18 protein-coding genes are annotated in these 24,162 nt (G+C 52.8%); 2 read left to right on the forward strand and 16 right to left on the reverse strand.

Features of this window, described 5'->3' with window-relative positions:
* Window positions 1-12 precede the first annotated feature (12 nt).
* The 13 genes from RB297_RS13310 to RB297_RS13370 form a co-directional block, all read right to left on the reverse strand.
* On the reverse strand, window positions 13-2,610 hold the full coding sequence (locus tag RB297_RS13310) for a TPM domain-containing protein (protein ID WP_375120677.1): 2,598 nt from the start codon (window positions 2,608-2,610) through the stop codon (window positions 13-15).
* Between the two features lie 185 nt (window positions 2,611-2,795).
* Window positions 2,796-3,914 (reverse strand): alanine dehydrogenase, encoded by a 1,119-nt coding sequence (gene ald, locus RB297_RS13315; protein WP_375120678.1) that lies wholly within the window; start codon window positions 3,912-3,914, stop codon window positions 2,796-2,798.
* 291 nt (window positions 3,915-4,205) lie between these two features.
* Window positions 4,206-5,705 (reverse strand): alpha-glucosidase/alpha-galactosidase, encoded by a 1,500-nt coding sequence (melA, locus tag RB297_RS13320; protein ID WP_375120679.1) that lies wholly within the window; start codon window positions 5,703-5,705, stop codon window positions 4,206-4,208.
* 107 nt (window positions 5,706-5,812) lie between these two features.
* The gene (locus tag RB297_RS13325) at window positions 5,813-6,730 is read right to left on the reverse strand and encodes an AraC family transcriptional regulator (protein ID WP_375120680.1); all 918 of its coding nucleotides are present in this window, start codon (window positions 6,728-6,730) and stop codon (window positions 5,813-5,815) included.
* A gap of 156 nt (window positions 6,731-6,886) precedes the next feature.
* On the reverse strand, window positions 6,887-8,875 hold the full coding sequence (locus RB297_RS13330) for a methyl-accepting chemotaxis protein (RefSeq protein ID WP_096775276.1): 1,989 nt from the start codon (window positions 8,873-8,875) through the stop codon (window positions 6,887-6,889).
* A 6-nt stretch (window positions 8,876-8,881) separates the two neighbouring features.
* Entirely contained in the window at window positions 8,882-9,004 is a 123-nt protein-coding gene (locus tag RB297_RS13335) for a hypothetical protein (protein WP_255250579.1), read from the reverse strand.
* A gap of 219 nt (window positions 9,005-9,223) precedes the next feature.
* The gene (locus RB297_RS13340) at window positions 9,224-9,892 is read right to left on the reverse strand and encodes a response regulator transcription factor (protein ID WP_375120681.1); all 669 of its coding nucleotides are present in this window, start codon (window positions 9,890-9,892) and stop codon (window positions 9,224-9,226) included.
* A 57-nt stretch (window positions 9,893-9,949) separates the two neighbouring features.
* Complete coding sequence (locus tag RB297_RS13345; protein WP_375120682.1) at window positions 9,950-12,382, reverse strand: sensor histidine kinase; 2,433 nt, start codon at window positions 12,380-12,382, stop codon at window positions 9,950-9,952.
* Window positions 12,383-12,789: 407 nt separating this feature from the next.
* The gene (locus RB297_RS13350) at window positions 12,790-13,590 is read right to left on the reverse strand and encodes an ABC transporter ATP-binding protein (RefSeq protein ID WP_009591620.1); all 801 of its coding nucleotides are present in this window, start codon (window positions 13,588-13,590) and stop codon (window positions 12,790-12,792) included.
* Window positions 13,577-14,587, reverse strand: coding sequence for an ABC transporter ATP-binding protein (locus RB297_RS13355; protein WP_015733868.1), 1,011 nt, complete (start codon window positions 14,585-14,587; stop codon window positions 13,577-13,579). The genes RB297_RS13350 and RB297_RS13355 overlap by 14 nt, the downstream gene beginning before the upstream one ends.
* A 7-nt stretch (window positions 14,588-14,594) precedes the next feature.
* On the reverse strand, window positions 14,595-15,431 hold the full coding sequence (locus RB297_RS13360) for an ABC transporter permease (protein ID WP_009591588.1): 837 nt from the start codon (window positions 15,429-15,431) through the stop codon (window positions 14,595-14,597).
* Between the two features lies 1 nt (window position 15,432).
* Complete coding sequence (locus tag RB297_RS13365) at window positions 15,433-16,443, reverse strand: ABC transporter permease (protein WP_085981266.1); 1,011 nt, start codon at window positions 16,441-16,443, stop codon at window positions 15,433-15,435.
* Between the two features lie 103 nt (window positions 16,444-16,546).
* Window positions 16,547-18,370, reverse strand: a complete 1,824-nt coding sequence (locus tag RB297_RS13370; RefSeq protein WP_375120683.1) for an ABC transporter substrate-binding protein — start codon at window positions 18,368-18,370, stop codon at window positions 16,547-16,549.
* 246 nt (window positions 18,371-18,616) lie between these two features.
* On the opposite strand from RB297_RS13370, the gene RB297_RS13375 reads away from it, so the two are divergent.
* The gene (locus RB297_RS13375) at window positions 18,617-19,870 is read left to right on the forward strand and encodes a sensor histidine kinase (RefSeq protein WP_228468782.1); all 1,254 of its coding nucleotides are present in this window, start codon (window positions 18,617-18,619) and stop codon (window positions 19,868-19,870) included.
* Between the two features lie 67 nt (window positions 19,871-19,937).
* On the opposite strand, the gene RB297_RS13380 is transcribed toward RB297_RS13375, so the two are convergent.
* A complete protein-coding gene (locus RB297_RS13380; RefSeq protein ID WP_096775270.1) occupies window positions 19,938-20,282 on the reverse strand; it encodes a hypothetical protein in 345 nt (114 codons plus the stop codon).
* A 171-nt stretch (window positions 20,283-20,453) separates the two neighbouring features.
* A complete protein-coding gene (gene melA, locus RB297_RS13385) occupies window positions 20,454-21,752 on the reverse strand; it encodes an alpha-glucosidase/alpha-galactosidase (protein ID WP_096775269.1) in 1,299 nt (432 codons plus the stop codon).
* Window positions 21,753-21,943: 191 nt separating this feature from the next.
* Here melA (RB297_RS13385) and RB297_RS13390 point away from each other — a divergent pair, with 191 nt between their 5' ends.
* Complete coding sequence (locus RB297_RS13390; protein WP_096775268.1) at window positions 21,944-22,828, forward strand: helix-turn-helix transcriptional regulator; 885 nt, start codon at window positions 21,944-21,946, stop codon at window positions 22,826-22,828.
* A gap of 72 nt (window positions 22,829-22,900) precedes the next feature.
* Here the strand turns inward: RB297_RS13390 and pepT are convergent, their stop codons facing one another.
* Entirely contained in the window at window positions 22,901-24,133 is a 1,233-nt protein-coding gene (pepT, locus tag RB297_RS13395; RefSeq protein ID WP_096775267.1) for a peptidase T, read from the reverse strand.
* Window positions 24,134-24,162: the final 29 nt, after the last annotated feature.

Consider the following 24,162-nt stretch of genomic DNA (forward strand, 5'->3'; position numbering starts at 1 on the left):
ACTGCCCTCCGGTTACCACTTCGATCCACCGGAGGAATTGTTATTGTCCCAGCTTGATCCGCCGGACGAATTTCCGGATGACGAATCCCCCCAGCCGGAACCACCCGAGGAATGCGAGGAACCGGAGGAGCTTCCCCAGCTGGAGCCCGATGACCGGCTGCTGTTCTGCGCTGCCGCTTTGCGGGCGTCCGCCGCGGCTCTTCTCGCTTGATCGGCCGCTCTTTGGAGCTGCTGGGCCGCCCTGCGCTGCTGCTCCAGCATTTCCTGATGGCGAATCTCCCTTTCTACCCGATCGATATATTCCGCGGTATTCAACAGTTCATGCGAGGCTTCCGCATACATCCCCTGCTCAAACAACTGCTCGACTCGAAGCCGATAAGACTTGTAATTTTTCTTGAATCCCCTGCTGGCCTTCCGCGAAACTTGTTTGAAACGCTGCTCGATCTGAACGGATAATCGTTCGGCTTCCTCCTTCTGACGTACAATGTCTTGGACCCCGTAGGCAAAATGCTCGGCATCGTGGGTACAGCTCCTCGCTGCGCTCTCCAGATAATCCAGATCATACAACGGGGATGAGAGCGCATCGCCCACGGTCTGTACATTTCTCCAAAATGAATCAGGCAGCCCTAACAGAAGCGAGTGGTTGCTCGTGACGACGTTATGAATCTGCAGGGTCTTCTGCTGACTGACAAACACTTCTTGAGCTGCTGCCAATTCACGGCGTACAGCCTGCAGCCGATCATCCAGGCCTTCCAGCGTTTCCTTCATTTCCCGTACCCATTGCAGCACGCGGGCCATCGTCATCGATTCGTTCTCAATGATCTCGCTCGCCTCTTCGAACTCCTGCACCTCGTCGTGCGTCAAGCGTTCGGCCTCCGGAAGTTTACCGTCCGCCATGCGGACCTCCTGCGATTCCTTCGCCAAAGCCTGCTCCCAGCTTTGCCAATGTCTCGGTACATACTGGCTTCTGCAATGATTCAGCATCGATTGCAGCACGGAGCTTTCGTTATGAAATTGTTGTATTTGCCCATACAACCGATCCAGATCGTTTCGATTCTGCCTTCTCAGCTCCGCCTGCCGTCTAGTCATGCCCAGCGCCTCTTTCAGCATAGCGTGCGCACGTTCCGAAGACTTGCGGACTTCCCCCATTTTCCCTTGACGGAGATAATTTTCCAGTTGGTTCATCTGCTCCCGGGCATCATCCAGCCGCTCAAAAGGCCGGACCTTGATCCGATACAACTGGTGGGTTTCTATGATCTTAACAATCTCGGCGCGAATAGCCGCCGACTGATCCGAAAATTCATGAGCTTTCTTAACATAAACAGCCACGTCTTCGATGTTGCTCTTGCTCATGGAGTGCTTCTGCTCGGCTGCCTTTAGAACCTCCTGCGCCTCCAGCGGGTCAAACAGCTGAAGCTCGACGGCGCGCTGAATATCTTGTTCCAGCCCTTCAAACTCTTGATACAAGATCGGGAAGGGATATCCCGTATCGGCTGCCGTCCGGTCAAGGGTTTGCTTAAGCACCGTGTAATCCGCGTGCAGCTCCGTGGTTCTCCCTTTCGCCGTTTTATCGGCATGCTCGATGACGGTAATCCGGTTATCTTCGGCCTTGATCCCATGCTCCAGCCGATCGGCGATTTTCGAAAACCGCTGGAAGGCTTCATCCATGGAAGCATAACGCAGGATGAAAATCCGGGTCTCCTGCAGCTCGGTTTTACTCTCTGCGGCAGCCACCATAAACTCGGACAAACGATCTGCGATTTCCTGCACCGCTCTGCCTGTCTTGCCTTGAGCAATCCCCTGATAGGCGCCTACCTTCTCGAGACTTGCGTTGCATTTGACCAGCAATTCAGCGAACTGCTCCGAAATCATGGACAATTTGCGCTTTTTAAGGTAACCCCTGATCAACATAAAGATCAGCGTGATTCCCAATCCCCCAGCAACCATTTCGATCCATGGGAGCTTCGGAAACTCGATCTTCAGAGGAGCGGCGGTATCTGCCGTGGACGTTGACCGGGTTGTTTCATCCGTGGATTTGACGCTCCCCTTGTTCTCGGGTGCCGGTGATACCGCCTCGGCCTTATGATCATCTCCCTGAACAGGATCTTCACCGACGGGCAGAGCTGCCAGGCGATGGACCTGGTGGATCATGCTCGCGCTGGCCTTCGAGAAACTTCCCTCCTTCGCATGCGGTATGAAATAAGCGTCCAGCATGGCGGTTATGGCGGAACTGCCGGTACCCTTCCCCTTATTGCTGCTCCATTCGTCGATGGCTTGCTGCAGCCGCGGATTGTTAAAATTGAATTCCACGCTCCGGTCTCCCGAAGAGATCAGCAGCAAAACATCCGCCGTGCCCAAATTCCATGCATCGTACGCTGCATTGGCATAATCCGTCGGACTTTGACCTTCCAAACTCGGAACCGTCAAAACAAAGACACGGATCTGCTCCCCTTTGGCGATTTTACTCAAATACTGCCGCTGCGACGAATCAAACAGGCCGGCCGTATCTCGCACCAGCCCAAGTTTGGACGGAATACCCGCAGCCCATACCGATGTGCCGGTCCCTATGATCAGAACCAGCAAAACAATCAACCATCGCATACGTTTCATTTCAAGCCTTCTCCCCCATTCGCTACAAACAAAAAACCTTTCTATATATATCGGATATTCAGGCCAACATAAAAAGCCATCTTTCAATTTTGCTCACGCTGGCTAAATCGTTCGCCCCCAAGATTTACGCAATAAACCTTGGTATCGTGTCAAATTTTTGAAAAATGGCTCTTTTCATGTTTTCTCTATGCCAGCAGATAGTCGTCAATGCTGGTATGCGCATAACCATGAGCTGCCGCCACGGCTTCATAGGTCACTTTGCCTCCGATGACATTGATGCCCTTGGCCAGCGCCTTGTCATGGCGGGCGGCAGACCGGATTCCGTTGCTTGCTATTTTCAACCCGTAGGGTGCCGTTACATTGGTCAATGCCATGGTGGAGGTACGGGCTACGGCGCCCGGCATATTGGCAACGGCATAGTGGATGACGCCATGTTTTTCATAGGTCGGATGATCATGGGTGGTGATCCGGTCGATCGTCTCGATCGAGCCTCCTTGATCAATTGCCACGTCCACGATGACCGATCCCGGGCTCATCTCTTTCACCATCTCTTCCGTGACGAGGCGCGGAGCCCGGGCGCCGGGAATCAACACCGCACCCACGACGAGATCGGCGGCCTTAACCGTTTCCGCAATGTGATACGGATCGGACATGATCGTTTTGACCCGCCCTTGGAAGAGATCATCCAGCTGTCGAAGCCGGACGGGATTAATATCAAGAATGCTGACGTCCGCACCGAGTCCCAGCGCAATTCGTGCCGCATTGGTGCCGACGATGCCGCCCCCGATGACGGCGACCTTGCCCGGAGCTACCCCCGGGACGCCGCTTAGCAGCACGCCTTTGCCGCCATGCGCCTTCTCCAGGAAATGCGCCCCGATCTGAATGGACATTCTTCCCGCCACTTCGCTCATCGGGGTCAGCAGCGGCAAGCTGCCGTCCGCCAGCTGTATCGTTTCATAAGCAACGGCGCTCACCTTGCGGTCCACCAGCGCTTTGGTCAGCTCCGGTTCGGGGGCCAGGTGCAGGTAAGTGTATAGAATCATTTCCTCCTGGAAGTAGTCATATTCCTCCTGCAGGGGTTCCTTTACCTTCACCACCATCTCGGCTTTCCAAGCCTCCGCGGCCGTTGCGACCACTTTGGCTCCGGCCGCCTCATAATCTTCATCGGTAAAACCGATCCCCAGACCGGCTCCGGATTGGACATGCACTTCATGCCCGGCATTCTTGAAACTGATAACGGTACCCGGCGTCATGCCTACGCGGTTTTCGTTATTTTTGATTTCTTTGGGAACCCCAATAATCATTCCCATGCCTCCTTCGTGGTCAGCTTTGCCTATCTAATTGCATTGTACCCATTTTTACCCAAACTGTGTACCTGTCTAAGGTCAGGGATTGTCCATCCGAATTTTTATCTATATATCCGTAGTATATGCCGGTACAAGAGGAACGGCATGCAAAAAAATCACTCCCGGCAGACGGATTATAACGGATTTTTGTCCGTTATACCATCCTCTGCCAGAAGTGATACCATATTTGCGTATACATGAAAGACTTGCCTTGTAATCTCTGATTGCCTTCGCTGATGTGCAATCGGCTTACACTTTTTCGCGATCTTTCCCTTTATCGGATTCACCTGCGTTTTTATTCGCTTTCTCCCGATCGAGCTGCATCTCCTCCACCGTTTTCACCTTGAGTCTGGCTGCGCCTTCATACGAGCGGGTCGGGATCAGATTGCCGGCCGCCAGGCGTTCCTTCGCCTCGGCGATCGAAGCCGAATACTGAGGAAGCCATGCTTCACCGGCTACCAGCATTTCATCAACCAGCTGCCAGATTTCCTTCGGATTGCATACCGCACCGACCAGCGGATCCATCATAAACGCCTGCCGAAGCAGCTTGTCGTCTCCATGAACCGCCGCTTCAACCGCCAGCCGTTGAACGGATATGCTTACGCTGCATACGGCAGCCGGGCCAAGAGGCAAATTCCCGACAAGCGGCATGGAAATGCCGTTGCGGTCAACGTATCCCGGCGCTTCGATGACGGCATCCACCGGCAGGTTGGCGATGATGCCTTCATTCACCACATTAAAGTGTCCACGGTATACCCTGCCGGTCTCCAAGCCTTCAATGATGTAGGAGCCGTGCTCCTCTCCCCGGTGCTCCGGCTTGAATTCCATTGCCGGATCCTTCATCCAGTTCGGGAAATCGGTCTCGAACCAGTTGCGCCCCTCGGTGCAAACTCGCAAATATCCGCCCGTCTCTCCGTTGATCCAGCTGCTGAGATCAATCCACTCCGTAATTTCCTCCGGCCGTTTGCGGTACCAAGGCACGTATTCGCTTAGATGGCCGTTGGATTCGGTGCTGTAATATCCGAAACGCCGGAGCATATCGATGCGGACCTTCTCCGTTCTGCTGTACTCCGGATGGCGCTCGAACGCCTCCAGCAGCCCGGCCGTCAAGTCCTTGCCTTGATGCGAAGCTTGAATATACCAGGTCTGATGATTGATGCCGGCACAGACAATATCGACGTCCTGTTTCTTTAAACCGTAAACCTCGGCAATCTGGTGGTGCCCATGCTGCACGCCATGGCATAAACCCACCGTCCGCACGCCTCCATACCGATTGCATGCCCATGTCAGCATGGCCATCGGATTCGAGTAATTCAGCAGCAGGACATCGGGCGCGCACACCTCGCGAATATCCCGGCAGATGTTCAGCATCTCGGGGATTCCCCGCTGGCCGTACATGATGCCTCCTGCGCAGAGCGTGTCGCCCACGCACTGATCGATGCCGTATTTCAGCGGAATGTCCACATCCGTGCGGAATGCCTCCAGACCGCCCACGCGGATGGTGCAAATGACGTATTTGGCATCCTGCAGTGCCTGCCTTCGATCCGTGGTGGACTGGATCGCAATCGACAGCCCGTTCTCATTTATGTCCCGCTGACATAATTCCGTGACCATCTCCAGGTTATGCTGGCTGATGTCGGTGAAAGCGACCTCGATATCCCGGAACTCCGGTACGGTCAGCAAATCGCGCAGAATCCCCCGGGTAAAGCCGATGCTTCCCGCTCCGATAAAAGCAACCTTAAATGACATTTCATCCTCTCCTAAGCTACTAATTAGATTGTACCCATTGTAGCAATGGAGGGACGGTAAGCGTTATCAAAATCATGACCTCTTGGACCCTTCGGAGTCAAAAATCCTCACTTCTTATCTTCAACATCGTCTTCACCGTAGTTCCAGGCATTCCGGTCTTTCCGAAGACGATATTCCACCGGCGTGCTGCCCGTATACTTCTTGAATAACATATGAAAATACTGCCTGCTGCCCACACCCACATAATCCGATATTTCATGGATGGGGATGTCCGTCTGCTCCAGCAGCATCTTGGCCTTTTCCATTCGGATCGTTGTCAGGTACTCGGTTATCGTCCTGCCTGTCCCTCTGCGGAATACCCGGTGCAAATAACCGGGATGCAGATTCACTTCCGCGGCTACGTCCTTCACCTGAATCTGGCGGTCATAATTCTGATGTAAATAATCGACGCTGCGTTTAATATAGAAGTCGCTCTGCTGCATGTCGCTGCGTTCTCTTTCTTCATACAAACGGGCGATGCATACAAGCAGCTGTATAAACAGCGCATGCGTCATCATCCTGCCGTCAGTACCTCTCTGATCGAGCTCAAGCACAAGGCTTTTCAGCACCGGATATACCTCCTCCTGATCAGCCAGCACCAAATAGCGGAACGGCCGCTTCAAGAGAAAAGATACCTCTTCTTCTTCTCCGACGATATGCCTTAAAGATGGCGCCTTCCCTTCACTTTCCATAAAACCGAATTCCACGTTCAGCATTCGGCATGAGGCGGCCTGATCCACGATTAACCGATGCGGAACACCGGCATCCAGCACCATGAACTCCCCTTTCTTCAAAATGACGCTCTTCTCCGTATCGCCTGCCTTCACGTCAATCCGGCATACTCCGGAAATCATATACATGATTTCGGTTGAATCATGCTGATGGTAGGGCATTTCATAATTCATCCACTGTTTATAATAATAGGCATAGAAGCGCGGGACATAATCCCCCTCTTCCAGCATTTGCTGAAACAAGCTGCCGTTCACAACCACTCCTCCTCCCCTTTGTCATAAGCAGAACAGCATTCGGTTTATAAAAAACGCCCCTCGACGCCACAAACTTACAGAACTCGGTGACCACGGTACGCGCATATAAAAAAGCCTGGCCCTTAGGCCAAGCTTATCATCATTATCGCAGTGGTGCTACGAGATTTTGAAAGCGGAGACGGTATGGTTCAACTCTTCGGCAAGCTCGGCAAGCGATTGTGCCGTTGCAGCGGATTCCTCGCTTGTAGCCGCCGTTTCCTCCGTGGAAGAAGAGATCGTCTCGATAGCCGTCGCCACCTCTACAGCCTGGGCCGCCTGCTCCTCGCTGGCGGCGGCAATATCCATGACTTTGCCTGCCGACTCATTCACCATGCTTGTAATATGAGCAAAGGCTTCGCCCGCTTTTTCCGTATGGATGACGCCCTGATGCACCGCCTCCACGCTATCGGCCGTATTCTTCTGCATGCCTTTGATAATGTCGGCAATCTGCTTCGTGGCTCCTCCGCTTCGTTCGGCAAGTTTACGCACCTCATCCGCCACCACGGCGAACCCTCTCCCTTGATCCCCTGCCCGTGCAGCCTCGATCGTGGCGTTGAGCGCAAGCAGATTGGTCTGCTTGGCGATATCGTCGATAACCTCGATGATTTCGCCGATCCGCTGGGAGTCTGTCTCAAGCTTGGCAACATGCTCGCGTATCCGATTCATGCCTTCCACCGACTGCTGGACGATTCCGCTGCCTTCCGCTGCAATCCCGGAAGTCTGGTTCACGAGCTCGGACGCTGCCGATGCATCGCTTGCAACGGAATTGATGGCATTGGACCATTCCTGGAACAATTCGCTGACCGTTTGCACGGATTCAGCTTGGCTGCTGCTGCCCACCGCAAGCTCCTCGGCACCGGCCGACAGCTGCTGCGAAGCGGCTGCAACCGAGGATGCATTCATATTCACTTTGCCGATCATTTCCCTCATGCTCTCCAGCAGCTGAGCGAACACCCGGGACAACGTTCCGATCTCATCCGCCCTGCGAAGATAATCCGCGGGAACCTCCTGCGTGAAGTCACCCTTGGACATGGACTCGCCGATCGCTACGGAAACGCCCAGCGGTTTCACGATGGATCTCGTTAACAGGATCACGATGACCGCCAAGGCCGCCAAAGTGATCACGCCTGCCGCTATGATGGAGATGATCAAGGCATCCGATTTCGCCGTAATCTCATCCATCGGGATAATGATGGCGGCCGACCATGGCGTTTCGGTCAATCCGGTCTTAATCGGCGTATACAGCTTGTACAGCGCGGAGTCTTCCTCGGTATAGACATCCCCTTCCCGAATGGCATCCAGTATAAGGGGAACCGTCTTGCCAGGATATGCTTCTTCCAGCTTCTGTCCCATCAATCCGTCCTCCGGCGACGTTACGATCACGCCGGTATTCGAATAAATATGCGCATACCCCGTATCAAATAACCGGAATTGCTCCATGACGCTTTGCAGATGTGCGAGGGATATATCGACGCCCACCACGCCGACGGTCTTGCCGTTATCGATAATCGGCACGACGAGCGACGTCATCATGACATCCTCGTTGCCTACTTTGAACTCGTACGGATCCATAATGATCTCTTTGCCGCTGTTCTTCGCCAGAAGATAGAAGTCGCCTTCCCCTTCCTGATCGTAATCCTCTATAATCGTACGCTCCAGACCCGCTTCTGTCCTTGCCCAGTAGGACATCATGCGGCCCGAATGGTCGCTGCCGAGTTTGTTTCGGTAATCGTTGTCCCGGCCGTCAAAAGCATCCGGCTCCCATAACGTCCAGATTCCTTTCCAGGACGGATTATCCTCCAGGTTTCTTCTCAATATTTCATTAACGGCTTGACGATTCGTTGTGTCGGTCTCTTTCATGCCAACGAAGCTTACGGCCAAAGTACGTGCAGAGTTCATGACATCGTCAAGCTCGGCCTGAACCAGCGCGCCGATCTTCTCACTCGTTGTCACTGCAAGCGTCTTGGCCGAATCGAGAGCTTCTTCCGTTGTCGTCATGCTGATATAGGTCATCATGCTGCCTAAAAATATCGTGATTGCTCCCAAAATAATAAGCAGCATGCGACTTTGAAGTTTCATCGCAAACAGAGATTTCCATCGTTTCATTATGAGTCACCCTCGCTTCTTCCGGCTGTTAAATTCATTCCACTCTTCTTCAAGCTGCGCCAAAACTTCCTCAATCTCTTCCCGTGACAAGAGATCATCGACGCCATATTCAAATAGGTCCTTTGTCATGCCGCAAGTTACCACCCTTCCTACTTACAGACTATATCCATCCAGTAACATAAGCATATACACTTGCTTACCGTTCGTAACCGAAATTCTGTTGCGTGCTCACGCAAGAATTTTGCGGGATGCCTTGCGGTTTATTGTCGAATGATTGCGTTATGATCGGAATCATGTCGAAACATGCTTTGGATATCGTCTGAGCATATAGAAAAAAGACCGAGTTTATCAGCTCATCTGAACAAAATCGGAATCCGACAGAATCCCCATTTGCTTCGCTTTCAGCGCAGCCTCTATGCGCGACTTCACATTCAACTTTTGAAACAGGTTGGTTAAGCAGTACTCCAGTGAACGCTGGCTCATAATAACCGTCCCCGCAATTTCCTTATTGCTCTTTCCTCGAGCGATCTCCTTAAGAATGCTGTATTCTTTATCGGTTATAGACTGGGCTGCCGGCGCACCCGTCGTCCGTTCCGGGCCATTCGCGGTCACGCGGCGGAGCTGCTTCACAAGTGTCAACGGTAGAACCACTTCGCCTCGCAGCGCACATCGAACAGCCGTCACCAGCTGCTCTTTGCCTGACGTTTTCGAGACAAAACCAGCCAGTCCCGCCTCCATGATCAGGTTAAAATGATTGCTGACTTCAAAGCCCGTATAGATCAGCATCACCGCGTTCGGGGCGATCCGGAGGATCTGCTTGGCCAAATCGATTCCGTTCATCCCCGGCATATGCATATCGATCAGCATCACGTCAAAGCGCTCCGTATGGACCAGCTCCAGCGCGCGCTCCGGCGTATTCGCAAGCTTGACGAACATATCCTTTTCCTGTTCGAGCAGCACCTTGGTTCCCTCCATCACCGAGGGATGGTCATCCACCAATAAAATATCGATCTTCATAACCCTCATGACTCCTTTAGTCTGGTATCTTGTTTGCTGCTTTGCCGGTATCCATGCTTACTTTGCCGTTATCGATATATAGACAGCGAGCCCCCCGCTCTCCGATGAGTCGAACTGGATTTTGCCGTTCATGCTTCTCACCCTTTCCTTCATGCCGCCGATTCCCATACTGTTGAATTGATCCGGCTTTTGGCTGGGATCCATTCCGACTCCGTTATCTTCATAACTCAGATTGACCTCATCCGACTGGGTGGACAAACGAAGCTTTACCTCCGTCGCATTGGAATGCTTCGTGGCATTCGCCAGCAGCTCCTGAACGATCCTGTACAACCCGATCAAATGGTCGTCACTGATATCATCAACGAAGTTCGAGCAGTCGAACTGTATGGAGTAATTGGTGCGGAGCTGGGTGAATTCAAACAATGCCTCAAGCGAACGTTCCAGCCCCTCTTCCTTCAGCAGCGGTGGGCGAAGCTCATTGCACGTGATTCGGATCTGATAAATGACATCCAAAAGCCCCTGCTCAATCTCCTCCAGCTGTGGACGCAGATGTTCCGGCAGATCAAGATCCGATGTAATCTGATTCAATTTCCTGTACCAGATAATCTGTTCCTGGAGCGCGGCATCGTGAAGATCTTGGGACAGTCGCTTCCGCTCATTCTCGGAGAGATGCAGCATCAGCCGCAGCAGCCAAAGGGGCATGATCTGCTGTGAGGATCCCAGCTTCTCCAGCTCCCTCGTCAAGTCCTCGATCACGCGAAAATTATCGTACAGGACGCTTGCATAGCGGGTAATCGTCTCCAGCCATATTTTCTTGGCCTGAATCATGAGCAGCGGAGCCTCGCCTGCGATGCAGACGATGCTGCTGTCCCCGTTCATCTCCCCGATCTTGACGAAATATCCGTCGCACGTCTCAAACAGCTTGCAAAGCGGAATATGCTCGGGGCCGCATTTATGGATCGAGTGAAGCACCCTTTGCGGCAGCTCTTTGCTGCCGCCTTGAATCTTGATATGCAGGCTGTGGTGGTTGATCCGAATCAGGCTCACCCGGTCCGTTCCCAGCACTTTCCTGATCTCCTGCACGATCCGGGCGTTCAATTCGCTGATCTTCACCATCCCGAACAGATCCGAGGAGAATTGATCCAGACTCATCTGAAGCCTGAAATACCGTTCCTCGCTCTCCCGGACAAGGCGCTCTGCCGCAATCCGCTCGCGTTCGGCCTGCTTCTGTTCCGTGACATCCCGAATAATGGTAAGTGCCGTATTATCGCCTATATAAGGGATCGGTGTCGTGATGGCCTCGATATCGATGATCATTCCATCCAGCCGGACCAGCTTATTTCCCGCGAGCTCGGAGGTATTCCCGCTTTCGTACACATGTTCAACCTCAGACGTCACGAACTCGAGCTGGTCGGAAGGAATCACGTCCTGGAAGGAGGTGCCGTCCAATTGCGCGATGTCCGTAATTCCCAATAAGGATAAGCCAGCGGGATTGGCATAAATGTAAGAAAAATCGGAGTGCAGGAACATCGCGACCGGTGCGATATCCAGAATGTGGCGGTTGATACGGTCGCTCTCCATCAGAGCCCTTTCCGCTGATTTACGGGCGGTAATATCCTCGAAGAAAATTTCAATGGCGTCCGATTCCTCGTCATACAGGGCCGTCGCCACGACATCGACCCGCTCTCCGTCCACCCGCTTTATGGATAACTCCTCGGGAACGACCCGCCTGCTGCGAATCAGCTGCGTAAGCCGTTTGCGTGCCCACTCCTCATAGGGATCAAACACCCAGTCCCAAGGATCGGTGCCCAGGATCTTGTCGGGTCCAGCGGCTCCAAGGATCCGAAGTCCGGCGGGATTCACGTACATCAGCTTGCGTTCTTTGCACACCGCGATGGCAATAGGCGATAATTCCACGAGGCGGCGATACCGGTTCATGCTTTCCTTGAGCGCCTGCTCCATCTTCTTGCATTCCGCCATATCATACAGTGCCTCTTCCATGCGGAATCGGGTGGTGATGTCAATGGCAATGCCATCGGTACGGACGATTTGCCCGGACTCATTCATCGTCGGAATCATTTTCACCTGAACCCAGCGTACGTCGCCCTCCGCGTGGAGGATGCGGTATTCGGTATGGACCGCCTCGCCTTGCCGAAGCTTGTCAACCAAGGTTCGGAACAGCGCCATATCCTCGGGATGAATCATCGTTTCCCAGGAGAGCCCGTCCGAGAAATCGCGATGCGAATAACCCGTGATTTTATGAAAAGCCAAGGATGTATTTCGTATGGTCCTGGTGCCGACATCGTATGACCAAATCCCGACATCCAGCGTAAGCAGCATATCGTCAAGCATGCGGAACCTGCTCTCGGCCATGTCCAAGGCCCGATGGCTTAACTTCCGCTGATAACCACATCTGTATAAGATAATCAAGAAAAGAATCGTCATGGCGGCCAACACCAAAACGGTTGCCCCCAAGAAGTAGCTGTGCATGATGTTTGATAGTCTCCTTATGAAGCATACACGCAAGCCACGTCAGGGGCTTTGCGTTATGCCGAATGCAGGCTGCGGGACGAACCCAATGGCAGCCATATCATTTATCGGCAGATCCTTCACAAATGCGAAGATCAGGGACTAAGAAATTTTATGTCACGTTTCTGAGTGTCATATCTGCGAAAATACACGAAGCGCCAGCAGTCCTATGAAGTGCATGCCCTAAGTCAAAATGGTTGATCGACGTACATGCCAAGATGACAGACTACGTATCAAAGGGAGTTTTATTGCGTGTTCAGGAGGGTAAACCTGTGGAGATACTCCCGTTCCTTGTCTCTTGCCAAAAATAAAAGCTCGAAGCGGTTTCTCGCTTCGAGCTTTCCATAAGCGTTCCATAGCTAACGGCCTTATGCCAAATCCCACTCGGAATGGATCTTGGGCACATCCGATATCAGCTGCTGCGTATACGGATGCTGCGGGTTCAGGATAACCTCTTCCGCCGGTCCGCGCTCCACGACTTTCCCCTGTTCCATAATATACAGCGTATCGCTTACATAATAAGCAAGCCCTACGTCATGGGTTATAAAAATAATCGTCATGTTATTCTCATCCCGCAGCTTCAAGAGCATGTCAAGGATCGTGGACCGCGAGCACGCATCGACCATGGAGGTCGGTTCATCCGCAATAAGCAGCTTCGGATGAAGCATGAAAATCCGGGCGATCATCAGGCGCTGCATCTGCCCGCCGGACAATTCGAACGGATATTTATTGTGCAGCTCTTCGAATTTTAGATTGACGAAGGAACACGCTTCCTTCATCTTGCGGAATTGCTCCTCCTTCGTCAGTTTATCTCCCTGCAGCTTAATGCAGTCGAGCAGCAGCTTCTCCACTTTGTAGAACAGGTTGAACGAAGAGAACGGGTCCTGGAAAATCGCCTGAATGTTCTTCCAATAGCGCTTGCGGTCTCCATGCCGCTTCAGCCGTCTCGGCTTGCCCATATATTCAATCGTCCCGCTGCTCTCTTTCAGCAAGCCCATGATCATTTTTGCCAGCGTCGTTTTGCCGCTTCCGCTCTCGCCGACAATCGATATGATTTCGCCTTCATGAAAGGTAAAGCTGACATCCTCCACGGCGGTTGTCTTCTGCTTCCCGTAACCGAACACCTTCGTGAGATGCTCTCCCCGAATCAGTACGTCATTCCCCTTCATTCGCATACCACTCCTTAAGTACATCAGGCTCCACGATGCACCGATAGATTCGATCCCCCACGGTCCGGCTCGTTATCTTGCCCTTCCGGCAGGCATCCTGCACATAGGAGCAGCGGTCGGCGAACCGGCAGCCCTCCGGCACGTTCTTCAGATTGGGCGGGGTCCCCGGAATGGCGGCAAGCTTATGGCCCTTCATGCCCTCCTCGGGCACGATGATGGAGCCCATCAGCTTTTTCGTATAAGGATGGATCGGGTCAAATATCATTTGCTCCGCGGTTCCCCGCTCCACGATTTCCCCCGCGTACATGACGATGATGTCATCCGTTACATGATAGAGCAGCGGCAGCTCGTGCGTGATGAAGACAAGGGATTGGATAAAGCCGCGGTCCAGCAGGCTCTTCAGCAGCTTGATAACCGCTTTCTGCGAGGTTACGTCCAGAGCCGAGGTCGGTTCGTCCGCAATCAGCACTTTCGGATTCAGAATGGTGGAAATCGCGATGACCGTTCTCTGCTTCATGCCCCCCGACAGTTCGTTCGGATAGGAGTTCAGCACCTTGGTCGACAAATTCAAGGTCTCGAACCGCTCCGCCGCCATATCCCACACCTGCTTCTTGTTCAGCTCGGGGCGGTGCTCCTTCATGATATCCTCGATGAATCGAATGATTTTGAGCGTTGGATTCAGGGCATTCATGGCCGCTTGCGGAATATACGATATCTCTCTTCCCGACACCCGGGAACGAAGCTGTTCCTTGCCGAGCTTCATAATGTCCGTGCCGTTGATGACAATCGAGCCGCTGCCGAAATGCAGCGGCGGAAAATAGAATCCCATCAGGCTGAGGGCAAGGGTCGATTTGCCGCAGCCGGATTCGCCGGCAATGCCAAGCGTCTTCCCCTTCTCGAGCGAGAAGCTCACGCCGTCTACGGCATATACATGCTCCTTCAGCCGGGTACGGTAAAAGGTTTTCAATTCGTTAACTTCCAGTATATTTGTGCTCAAGGCCCCATCAGCTCCTAATCTTCGGATTGAATATTTCATCCATGCCGGTGTTCATCATGTACAAGGAGAAGGTGATGATGGCGATGGAAATCGCCGCCGGGATAAAGGCCCACCAGGCCCCGGCAACCGGCGCTTCGAAGACGAGCGCCCAATTCATGATGATGCCGAGGGAAATCGTGTTGTAAGGGCCGAGTCCCAGCATCGAGATGGAAGCCTCGGAGAGAATGCCCGATGCCGTCTGCAGCACGAAAGCCATCACGACATAGGAGGCGATGTACGGCAAAATCTCCGAGACAATGATGCGCGGCGTGCTGTACCCGGATATTTTGGCGATGTTCACGTGATCCCGGTTTCGCAATGAGGAGGTTTGCGCCCTTACGGCCCTGGCCGTCCAGGGCCAGCTGGTGATGCCGATGATGACCGCCGTGACAAACGAGCTGCGCGAATCGATGCTGACCGAGATCAAAATCAGGATGACAAAGGAAGGAATCACGATGAAAATGTTGGTGATCGCGGTCAGCAGATTATCGATCATGCCTCCGATATAACCTGAGGCTAAACCGATCACAAGGCCGATAACGGTAGCAAATACGCCGGCAATCAGCCCTACCTGCAGGGAGGTCCGAATGCCGTAGATCAATTCAAGAAATAAATCCCTGCCGAAGTTATCCGACCCGAGCAGCAGCTTCGAGTCCGGCGGTTGATATGCCAGCGCGATCATTTCCAGCGGGTCATTGCGGTTAAAGAGCGGGTAGATCAGCACCATGCCGATCATGGCCAGCAGCATGCAGGCTCCGAACATAAACTTTGGCGATTTGATCAATATGCGAAAGGAACTGTTCATATTATTGATCCTCCATCTGAGCGGCCTTGATTCTCGGATCGATCCAGCCGTAGATTAAGTCGATCGTAAAGTTGGCCAGCAGCACAGCCAGGGCGATCAAGAGGGTGCAGCCAGAAATTAACGGATAATCGAGCTGACGGATCGCCGTGAACATCCAGGTTCCGATCCCCGGATAACTGAACACGATCTCGCAAATCAGAGAGCCGCCTACCATCGTGCCGATGGATAACGCCAGTCCCGTTATCTGGGGCAGCATGGCATTCCGGAATACATATTTCGCGATCTTGGAATCCCGTATCCCGAGCAGCTTGCTGTACAGCACATAATCCGAATTGAGCTCATAGATGGACATCTCGCGCATGCCGATGGCTTGACCCCCGATGGTCACCAGCACGATCGACAGGAAAGGAAGCGTGTGATGCCGAAGCACCGAAGCGAAGAATTCAAAGCTGAGCGTCGGCACCATCTGATAGTCGTAGCCGCCATGCAGCGGAAACCAGTTCAGGGACAGTGCGAACACGTACAGCATGATGATGGCCAGCGTGAAGAACGGAATGGAATTCACGAATAAAGCCACCGGAAAAATCACTTTATCGAACACGCCCTTGCGGTATGCCGCAACGGCGCCCAGCACGTTGCCGATGATCCAGCCAACCAGGATGGCCGGAAGCTGGAGACCGATCGTCCACGGCACTGCCGAGGCCAAAATCTCCGTGACCGGTTTCGGATACAGCCCGAACGAAGTGCCCAGGTTGCCGGTCGCCAAATTTTTCAGATAGATGAAGAATTGTTCCCATAAAGGCTTGTCGATGCCGAACTCCACGAGAAAGGTCTCATAGACCCGCTTAATCGTATCGCTGTCGGTCATCCCCTGCGTCATCTCGGACACGATCATGCTGACCGGATTCCCCTCAATCATCCGGGGCAACAGAAAGTTCAGCGTAACGGCGATTACCAGCGTCAGAAAATACCAGAAGAACTTCTTGACGATATATTTTCCGTAAACACTCAAGCAGCTCACCCCCATGAATCGCACCTTCGAATTTGGTGGAAAAGAGACCTATATCAGGGGTGCTAATCCACCAATACAGGTCTTCGTTCATTGAGTTATATCCTCAGTTATGAATCTGATACAGCGACTTGATGCCGGCCCCATCCATCGAAATTTGAGGAGGGATGTTGCTGCCGTCCCCTTCGGTCGGGAAGCCCTTCCAGACCGATTCATTAACCGTATCGAATACCCATGGACGATACATGAGCGGAATCGACGGGATATCCTTCAACCAGATTTGGGTCAGTTCGGTGTAGAGCGCTTTCAATTCGGCTTCGTCCGAAATGGTAGGAATCTTCTCGATGATGGCATCCGCCTGATCGTTCTTGTATCGGCCCCAGTTGTAGAATGCCATTTCGCCCATTGGCGCAACGCCTTTGGAGTACATGATGGTCATGGCGCGGTTCCACGGCTGGCTCGGGCTGACTCCGCCCGCAGGCGTGTTCATGATAATGTCGAACTTGCCGGTCTGAAGATCATTGGTCCATACCGGCGCTTCCGGGAATTTGGTCCGAATCTCGATGCCGATCGCTTTCGCGTTCTGGGCGACGATCTCAAGCGCAGCGTTCCAATCCGACCAGCCGTACGGACATTCAATCTCAAACGGACCGAGTCGGGTACCGTTCAGAACGCGGATGCCGTCTTTCCCTTTCGCGGCGCCGATGGAATCGAGCAGCGCATTGGCCGCCTCCACGTCCGTTGTCCACTGGAGCGGTTTGATGGCCGCCTGGTCCACATATTTCGCTTCGGCCTCCGTATTGAGCGTCAATGACGGCTCCATCGGGGCGGAGTAGCCGCTGATGGCCAGCTCCGAGATTTTGCCGTAGTCAATTGCCATGGCAATCGCTCTGCGGACATCCGCATTGTCGAGCCCTTCCTTTGTCATGTTGAAGAAAATCGACGGCATGGAGCCCGGCACATAATAAGGCACCTCTTTGATATAGGTTTTGACCGGAGCCCCGCCTTCCCACATTTTCCATACCTGAGGAATAAACTGCTGCGATACGTCGACCTGGCCGCTCTTGAACGCCAGATCGCCCGCGGCATTATCTTTATAGATGACATGGGTGATGTACTTTGGAGCCGGCAGCTTGCCGAAGAGCGCCTGGCCCCAGTAGTTATCGTCCCGTATAATCGTGATTTTCTGGTCATTGTAAAAATACATTTTATAAGGCCCCGTTCCGATCGGGTCCTCGTTGACTTCCTTCCGAATGGTGGCAAGATCGTTGTTGGCTTTCTTCTCTATCTCTTCCCAGACATGTTTAGGCAGCATCGGCATGATCTCAATGCTGTCGAGCACCGTCAACTTGTTCGGATTGTCTTTGTTGAGTGTGATGTTCACCGTTTGCGGTCCGTCTGCCGTTACGTCCTCGATGTACGTCCAGAAGCTGCTCCAGTTGATGTCATACTTTTTGCCAAGCTGGTAGGTATAGACGACATCGTCGGAGGTGAACGGCTTGCCGTCGCTCCATTTGGCATCCTGGTTCAGCTCGATCCGCAAGTTGAGATCGTCGGTCCATTCGTACTTGGTCCCAAGCAGCGGCTCTAACTCGCCTGTGAGCTGGTTGACCATAAACAACGTTTCATACACCAGTTCCCTCGAATTTCCGTAGTTGATCGGAAACGCCGGGTTTCCGCTAAGCAGGTTGAAATTCGTGGGCGCTCCCCATTGCAAGCCGTTCACGTAAAGCGTTTCGTTTCTCGGCGTTGCTTTCGCATCGCCCTGCGGTGCCGGTTCTTCGCTTCCTCCGGGCGTCTTAACTTCTTCATTAGGCGGCGGTGTTTCTGATGCTGTCGGCGGCGGCGTTACGCTTTGGCACCCCGCGACAAAAAAAGACGCGGCCAACAATAGAATGAACATGGGTCTCAGAACGGTTTTCAGCTTCACTTGTGAACCCTCCCATTCATGGAAATGTGTTCTCACTTAAGTGCTGAGTATCCGAGTCGAACATCGGTTGTCTGCAAGCGCTTTCTTGATGGATTTATATGTACCTCGGTTCAATCTGAGTACGAATTATTTTTTTTGTCATTTTTATTCAAGCCTCGAGGATTTTTCCATTTGACGTCGAACTTGAATGGACATGGTAATCTAGCGGACGATCCGATACTCTTCAAAGGGGTGGGCCTACTGCCTGTGATCAAAGATGTTTTGCTGCAGCTGTTGTTTGCATTGATGCCTTTTGTTGCATACAACATCTATTACAGAAAACTGACTGTCAACTATTCCCGTAATTTCATCATTGTCATTTGTTCGCTGTGCATGCTGCTGTCCATGACCTTTGCTTCGTCTGTCCAAAGCGGTCTGATCTTTGACGTACGGTATGTCATTATGTTCTTCGGCATGCTGTTCGGAGGGTTCCTGACTGGGGCAATTCTGCTCGTGGAATTTCTAATCTACAGATTGTACATTGGCGGATCCGGCACGATCGACGCCATTATAATCTTGATCTTTACGTTCCCGCTGTCCGTTCTGCTGTCATTCCTGTATCACCGAAGCAAACACAAATTATGGATCATTTTTATAGCCGGCATCAGCTTCTCGGTCCTTCCGCTCCTGGTACTCTATATAACCAAGCCTGACTACATCATGAATTACTTTGTTTTTAATATTTTAGCCATGCCGGTTCATAACTCGCTCGGGATATGGCTTCTCGTGACCCTGTTTAACAAGTCCGTATCCGACAAGGAGCTTTATCTGCGGTATATCCAGAATGAAAAAGCCGAAGCCGTGAATCATGTCGCCGCCTCCCTTGCCCATGAGGTCCGCAATCCGCTGACGACCGTGCTGGGGTTCCTGCAATTGATCAAAAGCGGCACGTTCCCTCCGGAAAAGACCGAACGATTCCTAGAAATCAGCATGGAGGAAATTCGCCGAACCGAACAGATCTTGTCCGAATACCTCTCGATCAGCAAGCCTCACTTGCCGTTTCAGCAGCGAATCGAGCTTACCGCCCAAATCAAGTCCGTCGTTGAGCTTATGACTTCATATGCCAATATGAGCAACGTCACCCTCAGCACGGACTCTCCCCAGTCGAACCTCTACATTTCGGGGAGTCCCGCAGAGCTCAAGCAGCTGCTGGTCAACTTTATTAAGAATGCGATCGAGGCGTGCAAAGACGTCGACAACGGCATGGTCAACATTACCGTCTATGAAGAAACGGACCAGGTGGCCGTGGAAATCAAGGACAACGGGATCGGCATGACCCCCGAGCAGCTAAGCCGTCTCGGTTCGATCTACTATTCCACCAAAATGAGCGGGACCGGGCTTGGGCTCACCTTCTCCTATCAAGCCATCCGCGCCATGAACGGAAGCGTCTCGGTTCGAAGCTCGCCAAGATCGGGAACCGTGTTTCTCATCACGCTCCCGCGCGCGAAACTGAACCCGTAAGGGATGACGCACGAGGTCCGTTAACGAAAAAGAGAGACGTCTTTCGCAGCGAAAGAGCGTCTCTCTTTTATTGGGCTTGCAGCATAATTTCTTTGGCCTCAAAACTTCTGTTGTTCTTGCTTATGTTCAACGGCTTTTTTAACGTGATGCGGATAAGATCGCCTTCCTTTAGCTCATCCAGCGTGATAGCTCCTCCTCCACTTGCCTTCAGGGAAGTCGATTCGGTGACCAGCACCTCACAGTGGTACCCCTCATCCGTGTGATTCTTCCGGTTACGATTCACTTTGTCGGAGCAGTCCACGGCAATCCTGTCGTCTTCCAGCGAATAAACCGCGGACTCGAACACCGTTACATCACGGGCACATCCTGCCGTAAACAGGAACAGCAGGCACATAAATAGCCTCAGCTTCATACCGCACCCCCATATACCTGCATAAGCAGTTTTCATTAACATAGAGTGACAGGCAAAACGAGTCATCATTAGGTTTAGTGTAACATCGGCCCATCCATTGCGCTTCAAAAAAAAGCAAGGAGCGGGGAGGATCCCCTGCTCCTTGCGTTACTTTCGTTCATCCATTCTTCCTTACTGGTATTTAGGAAGCCAGTCTCCGTGCGCTTCGATCAAGTCGTCGCACAGGCTCTTGATGTCATCCATGGACAATTCTGCTGCCGTATGCGGATCCAGCATCGCCGCATGATAGATATGCTCCTTCTTGCCGGTTGCCGCGGCTTCCAGCGTCAGCAGCTGGGTGTTGATATTGGTGCGGTTCAGCGCGGCACACTGCGGAGGCAGATCGCCAACATAGGTCGGCGTCACGCCGCTGGCATCGACCAGACACGGAACCTCGACGCAGGCTTCCTTCGGAAGGTTCGTGATCAGTCCCGTATTCATCACATTGCCGCCGATTTTGAACGGTTTATTGGTCTCGATTGCTTCCAAAATGTAGGAGGCATATTCATGGGAACGGTTGTGCTTCAGATCCTGGTTGTTGACCAAATCCTCGCGCATCGCCTTCCATCCCTCGATTTGGTTCACGCAGCGCCGCGGGTATTCATCCAGCGGGATATTAAAGCGTTCGATCAGCTCCGGATAGTTGCGCTTGATGAAATACGGATGATATTCGGCGTTATGCTCGGACGATTCGGTAATGTAGTAACCGAAGTTCAGCATCATCTCGAGACGGACCATATCATGGTGCTTCTCCTTCTGCTTCTCCGCCGCGCGCTTCTTGATTTCCGGATACAGGTCCACGCCGTCCTTCGTTACCTCAAGCAGCCATGCCATATGGTTGATGCCGGCGATTTTGGCCTGCACGCCTTCCTTGTCTATTCCCAAATTATCGAACAGATGCGGGATGCATGCCTGAACGCTGTGGCACAATCCTACGGTTTGCACGCCGCCCAGCGTGTTCATGGCATTGGTCAGCACTGCCATTGGATTCGTATAGTTGAGGAACAAGGCGTTCGGACAAACCTCCCGCATATCAGCCGCGAAATCCAGCATGACCGGGATGGTGCGGAGGTTGCGGAATATTCCGCCGATTCCCACGGTGTCCGCTATCGTCTGTCTTAGCCCGTATTTCTTCGGAACCTCGAAGTCCGTGATCGTGCACGGGTCATAGCCTCCAACCTGAATCGCGTTAATGACGTATTTTGCTCCGCGAAGCGCTTCCTTGCGGTCGCCGTATGATTTTACGACACAGGTGCTGCCGCTGGTTTTCTTTATGTTATTCAGCATGTTCTCCGAGTCTTTCAAACGAACGGGGTCAATATCAAACAAAGCAAGTTCAAACCCCTGCAAAGCCGGCGTCTGCATGCAATCACCCAGGACGTTTTTGGCAAATACGGTACTTCCTGCTCCGATGAATGTAATCTTAGACATCAATAAATGCCCTCCTTAAACTCCATAAATTAATACGCTTTCACATGACTAACTATAAGATAATCGGCCTTTTTTGAATATGGAGCAAAACAAGTGCCATATGGACATTTGTCGTGCGATTATGTAATCTAACTCTATCTCATATCCGCTCATCGATCGATTTCGCATACGTTTAAGGAGGAGCCAAAAAGATGTCCATTTTGCCGGACCATACCCTTTACACGATTGGCATGAACCCTTCGCCCGGGGGCCATGACCTGAACATTCTGTTCAGCGGCGAAGGCATGCCCGTACCCCGCCACAAAATCGGGCCCATCATCCATGATTACTGCCTTATTCACACCGTCCTGACAGGCCAAGGCGTGTTCGAATGCGCTGGCACGGTGCATCACTGCCGGGCAGGCGATACCTTCGTGATCCTTCCCGGCGTTCTGTTCAGCTATGAAGCGGACGACCGGAATCCCTGGCACTACAACTGGGTGGCTCTGCAGGAGAAAGGCACCAACCTGCTGCTGGCTGATATGGGCGTTACACCCGTCAGGCCGATTATCCGCTGCACGGAAGAAACCGAACTGAACGCCCTGGCTGAGATGTACCGTCATCTGCGTCTCGGGTTTAACCAATCGGATCACCCTTGGCTGGAGGATCTTCAGGCATCCGGGTGGCTCCGATTGCTGCTCCATAAGCTGGCGATGTTAAACCGCGAGTTTCTTCCGTCGAGCTCCAATGACGTGCCGGATATTGAGCGGGGCGTGAGACAGACGGAGCGCTGGATTTCGACCCAATATCACCAGCAGCTGTCCATAGATCAGATGGCGAAGGCACTCGGCTATCACCGGGCCCATCTGTCCAAGATGTTCAAACAGCATACGGGCCTTTCGCCCATGCAGTACCTCATGAAGGTACGCATCGAGAAGGCCAAAGCACTCATGAGATCGTCCTTCTCCATCCATGAAATTGCCTCCTCCGTCGGTTTCAACGACGCTCTCTATTTCTCCAAGCAGTTCCGCAAATGGACAGGCATGACCCCCAGCGAATATAAGTACAGCCTGGAAAAAAGCTCGAATAAAACATGATCCTGCAAATGAAAAGAGCTCCCGGCATGAATGCCGGGAGCTCTTCTATTAATAACACAACTGCCTTTTAACTTATGCCTGCGCCTCATACAGCTGGACAATCTCGATAATCGTCTTGACGGCCAGTACCATATTGTCGGCGGACACGTATTCATATCGTCCGTGATAGTTTTCCCCGCCCGTAAAAATGTTCGGTGTCGGCAGGCCCATGTACGACAGTTGGGAACCGTCGGTCCCCCCGCGGATCGGTTCGATGATCGGCTTGATTCCCAGCTTCTCCATCGCGGTCTGCGCGATGTCGACCACTTCTTTGACCGGCTCGATTTTCTCCCGCATATTGTAATATTGGTCTTTCATCTGAAGCACGATCCGCTCGGCTCCATACTTGTCCTGAAGCTCTTCGACGATGGAAGCCAGCTTGGCTTTCCTGCCTTCGAACAGCTCCCGGTCATGGTCGCGGATAATATAACGAAGCTCGGTCACCTCCACATCGCCTTCGATGGAAGTGAGATGAAAGAAGCCTTCATATCCCTCGGTATGTTCAGGCGCTTCTTCCGCAGGGAGCATGCCGTTCAGCTCCATGGCGATTTTCGCCGCGTTGACCATTTTTCCCTTGGCCGTTCCGGGATGGACGTTCTTGCCTTTGCAAGTCACGAGCGCGGCCGCCGCATTAAAGCTTTCGTATTGCAGCTCTCCCAGCGGCCCCCCGTCCATCGTATACGCGTATTTGGCGCCAAAGGCCTCCACGTCGAATTTATGCGGTCCTCGACCGATCTCTTCGTCGGGCGTGAAGGCCACGCGGATTTTGCCGTGCTTCAGCTCCGGATGCTGGATCAGGTAATTCATCGCCGTCATGATCTCTGCAATGCCCGCTTTATCGTCGGCGCCCAGCAGCGTTGTGCCGTCCGTTGTCACAAGCGTATGTCCTTTGTAACCGCTCAGCTCCGGAAAATCGCGCGGGGAGAGGATCACGTTCTGCGCTTGATTCAAAACGATGTCTTGTCCGTCATATTGTTCGACGATCCGCGGTTTGACGCCGGCACCCGTAAAATCGGTCGCCGTATCGATATGTGCCAAAAAGCCGATGGTCGGGACGGGTTTATCCGTGTTAGCCGGAAGCGTGGCCATCACATAGCCGTTCTCATCCATGGTGACCTCCTGCATGCCGATGCCCTTCAGCTCGTCCACCAGCAGCCGGCCCAGCGTCAGCTGCCCCGGGGTAGAAGGGCAAGTGTGGCTGTTCTCGTCGGATTGCGTATCCATCTGCGCATAGGTAATGAGTCTGTCGACTACTTCTTTTTTCATAAATTCTCAACTCCAATACGTATGGTATG

Source organism: Paenibacillus sp. CR_12 (assembly GCF_041953985.1).
Lineage (GTDB): Bacteria > Bacillota > Bacilli > Paenibacillales > Paenibacillaceae > Paenibacillus_AQ > Paenibacillus_AQ lautus_A.

Excerpts from the sequence above, each read along its gene's own strand:
- RB297_RS13350 (WP_009591620.1), bottom strand. The coding sequence starts at position 13,590 with ATGAAGGGGAATGACGTACTGATTCGGGGAGAGCATCTCACGAAGGTG.
- pepT (WP_096775267.1), bottom strand. The coding sequence starts at position 24,133 with ATGAAAAAAGAAGTAGTCGACAGACTCATTACCTATGCGCAGATGGAT.
- RB297_RS13380 (WP_096775270.1), bottom strand. The coding sequence starts at position 20,282 with ATGAAGCTGAGGCTATTTATGTGCCTGCTGTTCCTGTTTACGGCAGGA.
- melA (WP_096775269.1), bottom strand. The coding sequence starts at position 21,752 with ATGTCTAAGATTACATTCATCGGAGCAGGAAGTACCGTATTTGCCAAA.
- RB297_RS13360 (WP_009591588.1), bottom strand. The coding sequence starts at position 15,431 with ATGAACAGTTCCTTTCGCATATTGATCAAATCGCCAAAGTTTATGTTC.
- RB297_RS13330 (WP_096775276.1), bottom strand. The coding sequence starts at position 8,875 with ATGAAACGATGGAAATCTCTGTTTGCGATGAAACTTCAAAGTCGCATG.
- RB297_RS13335 (WP_255250579.1), bottom strand. The coding sequence starts at position 9,004 with ATGACAAAGGACCTATTTGAATATGGCGTCGATGATCTCTTGTCACGG.
- RB297_RS13310 (WP_375120677.1), bottom strand. The coding sequence starts at position 2,610 with ATGAAACGTATGCGATGGTTGATTGTTTTGCTGGTTCTGATCATAGGG.
- melA (WP_375120679.1), bottom strand. The coding sequence starts at position 5,705 with ATGTCATTTAAGGTTGCTTTTATCGGAGCGGGAAGCATCGGCTTTACC.
- ald (WP_375120678.1), bottom strand. The coding sequence starts at position 3,914 with ATGATTATTGGGGTTCCCAAAGAAATCAAAAATAACGAAAACCGCGTA.
- RB297_RS13390 (WP_096775268.1), top strand. The coding sequence starts at position 21,944 with ATGTCCATTTTGCCGGACCATACCCTTTACACGATTGGCATGAACCCT.
- RB297_RS13340 (WP_375120681.1), bottom strand. The coding sequence starts at position 9,892 with ATGAAGATCGATATTTTATTGGTGGATGACCATCCCTCGGTGATGGAG.
- RB297_RS13345 (WP_375120682.1), bottom strand. The coding sequence starts at position 12,382 with ATGCACAGCTACTTCTTGGGGGCAACCGTTTTGGTGTTGGCCGCCATG.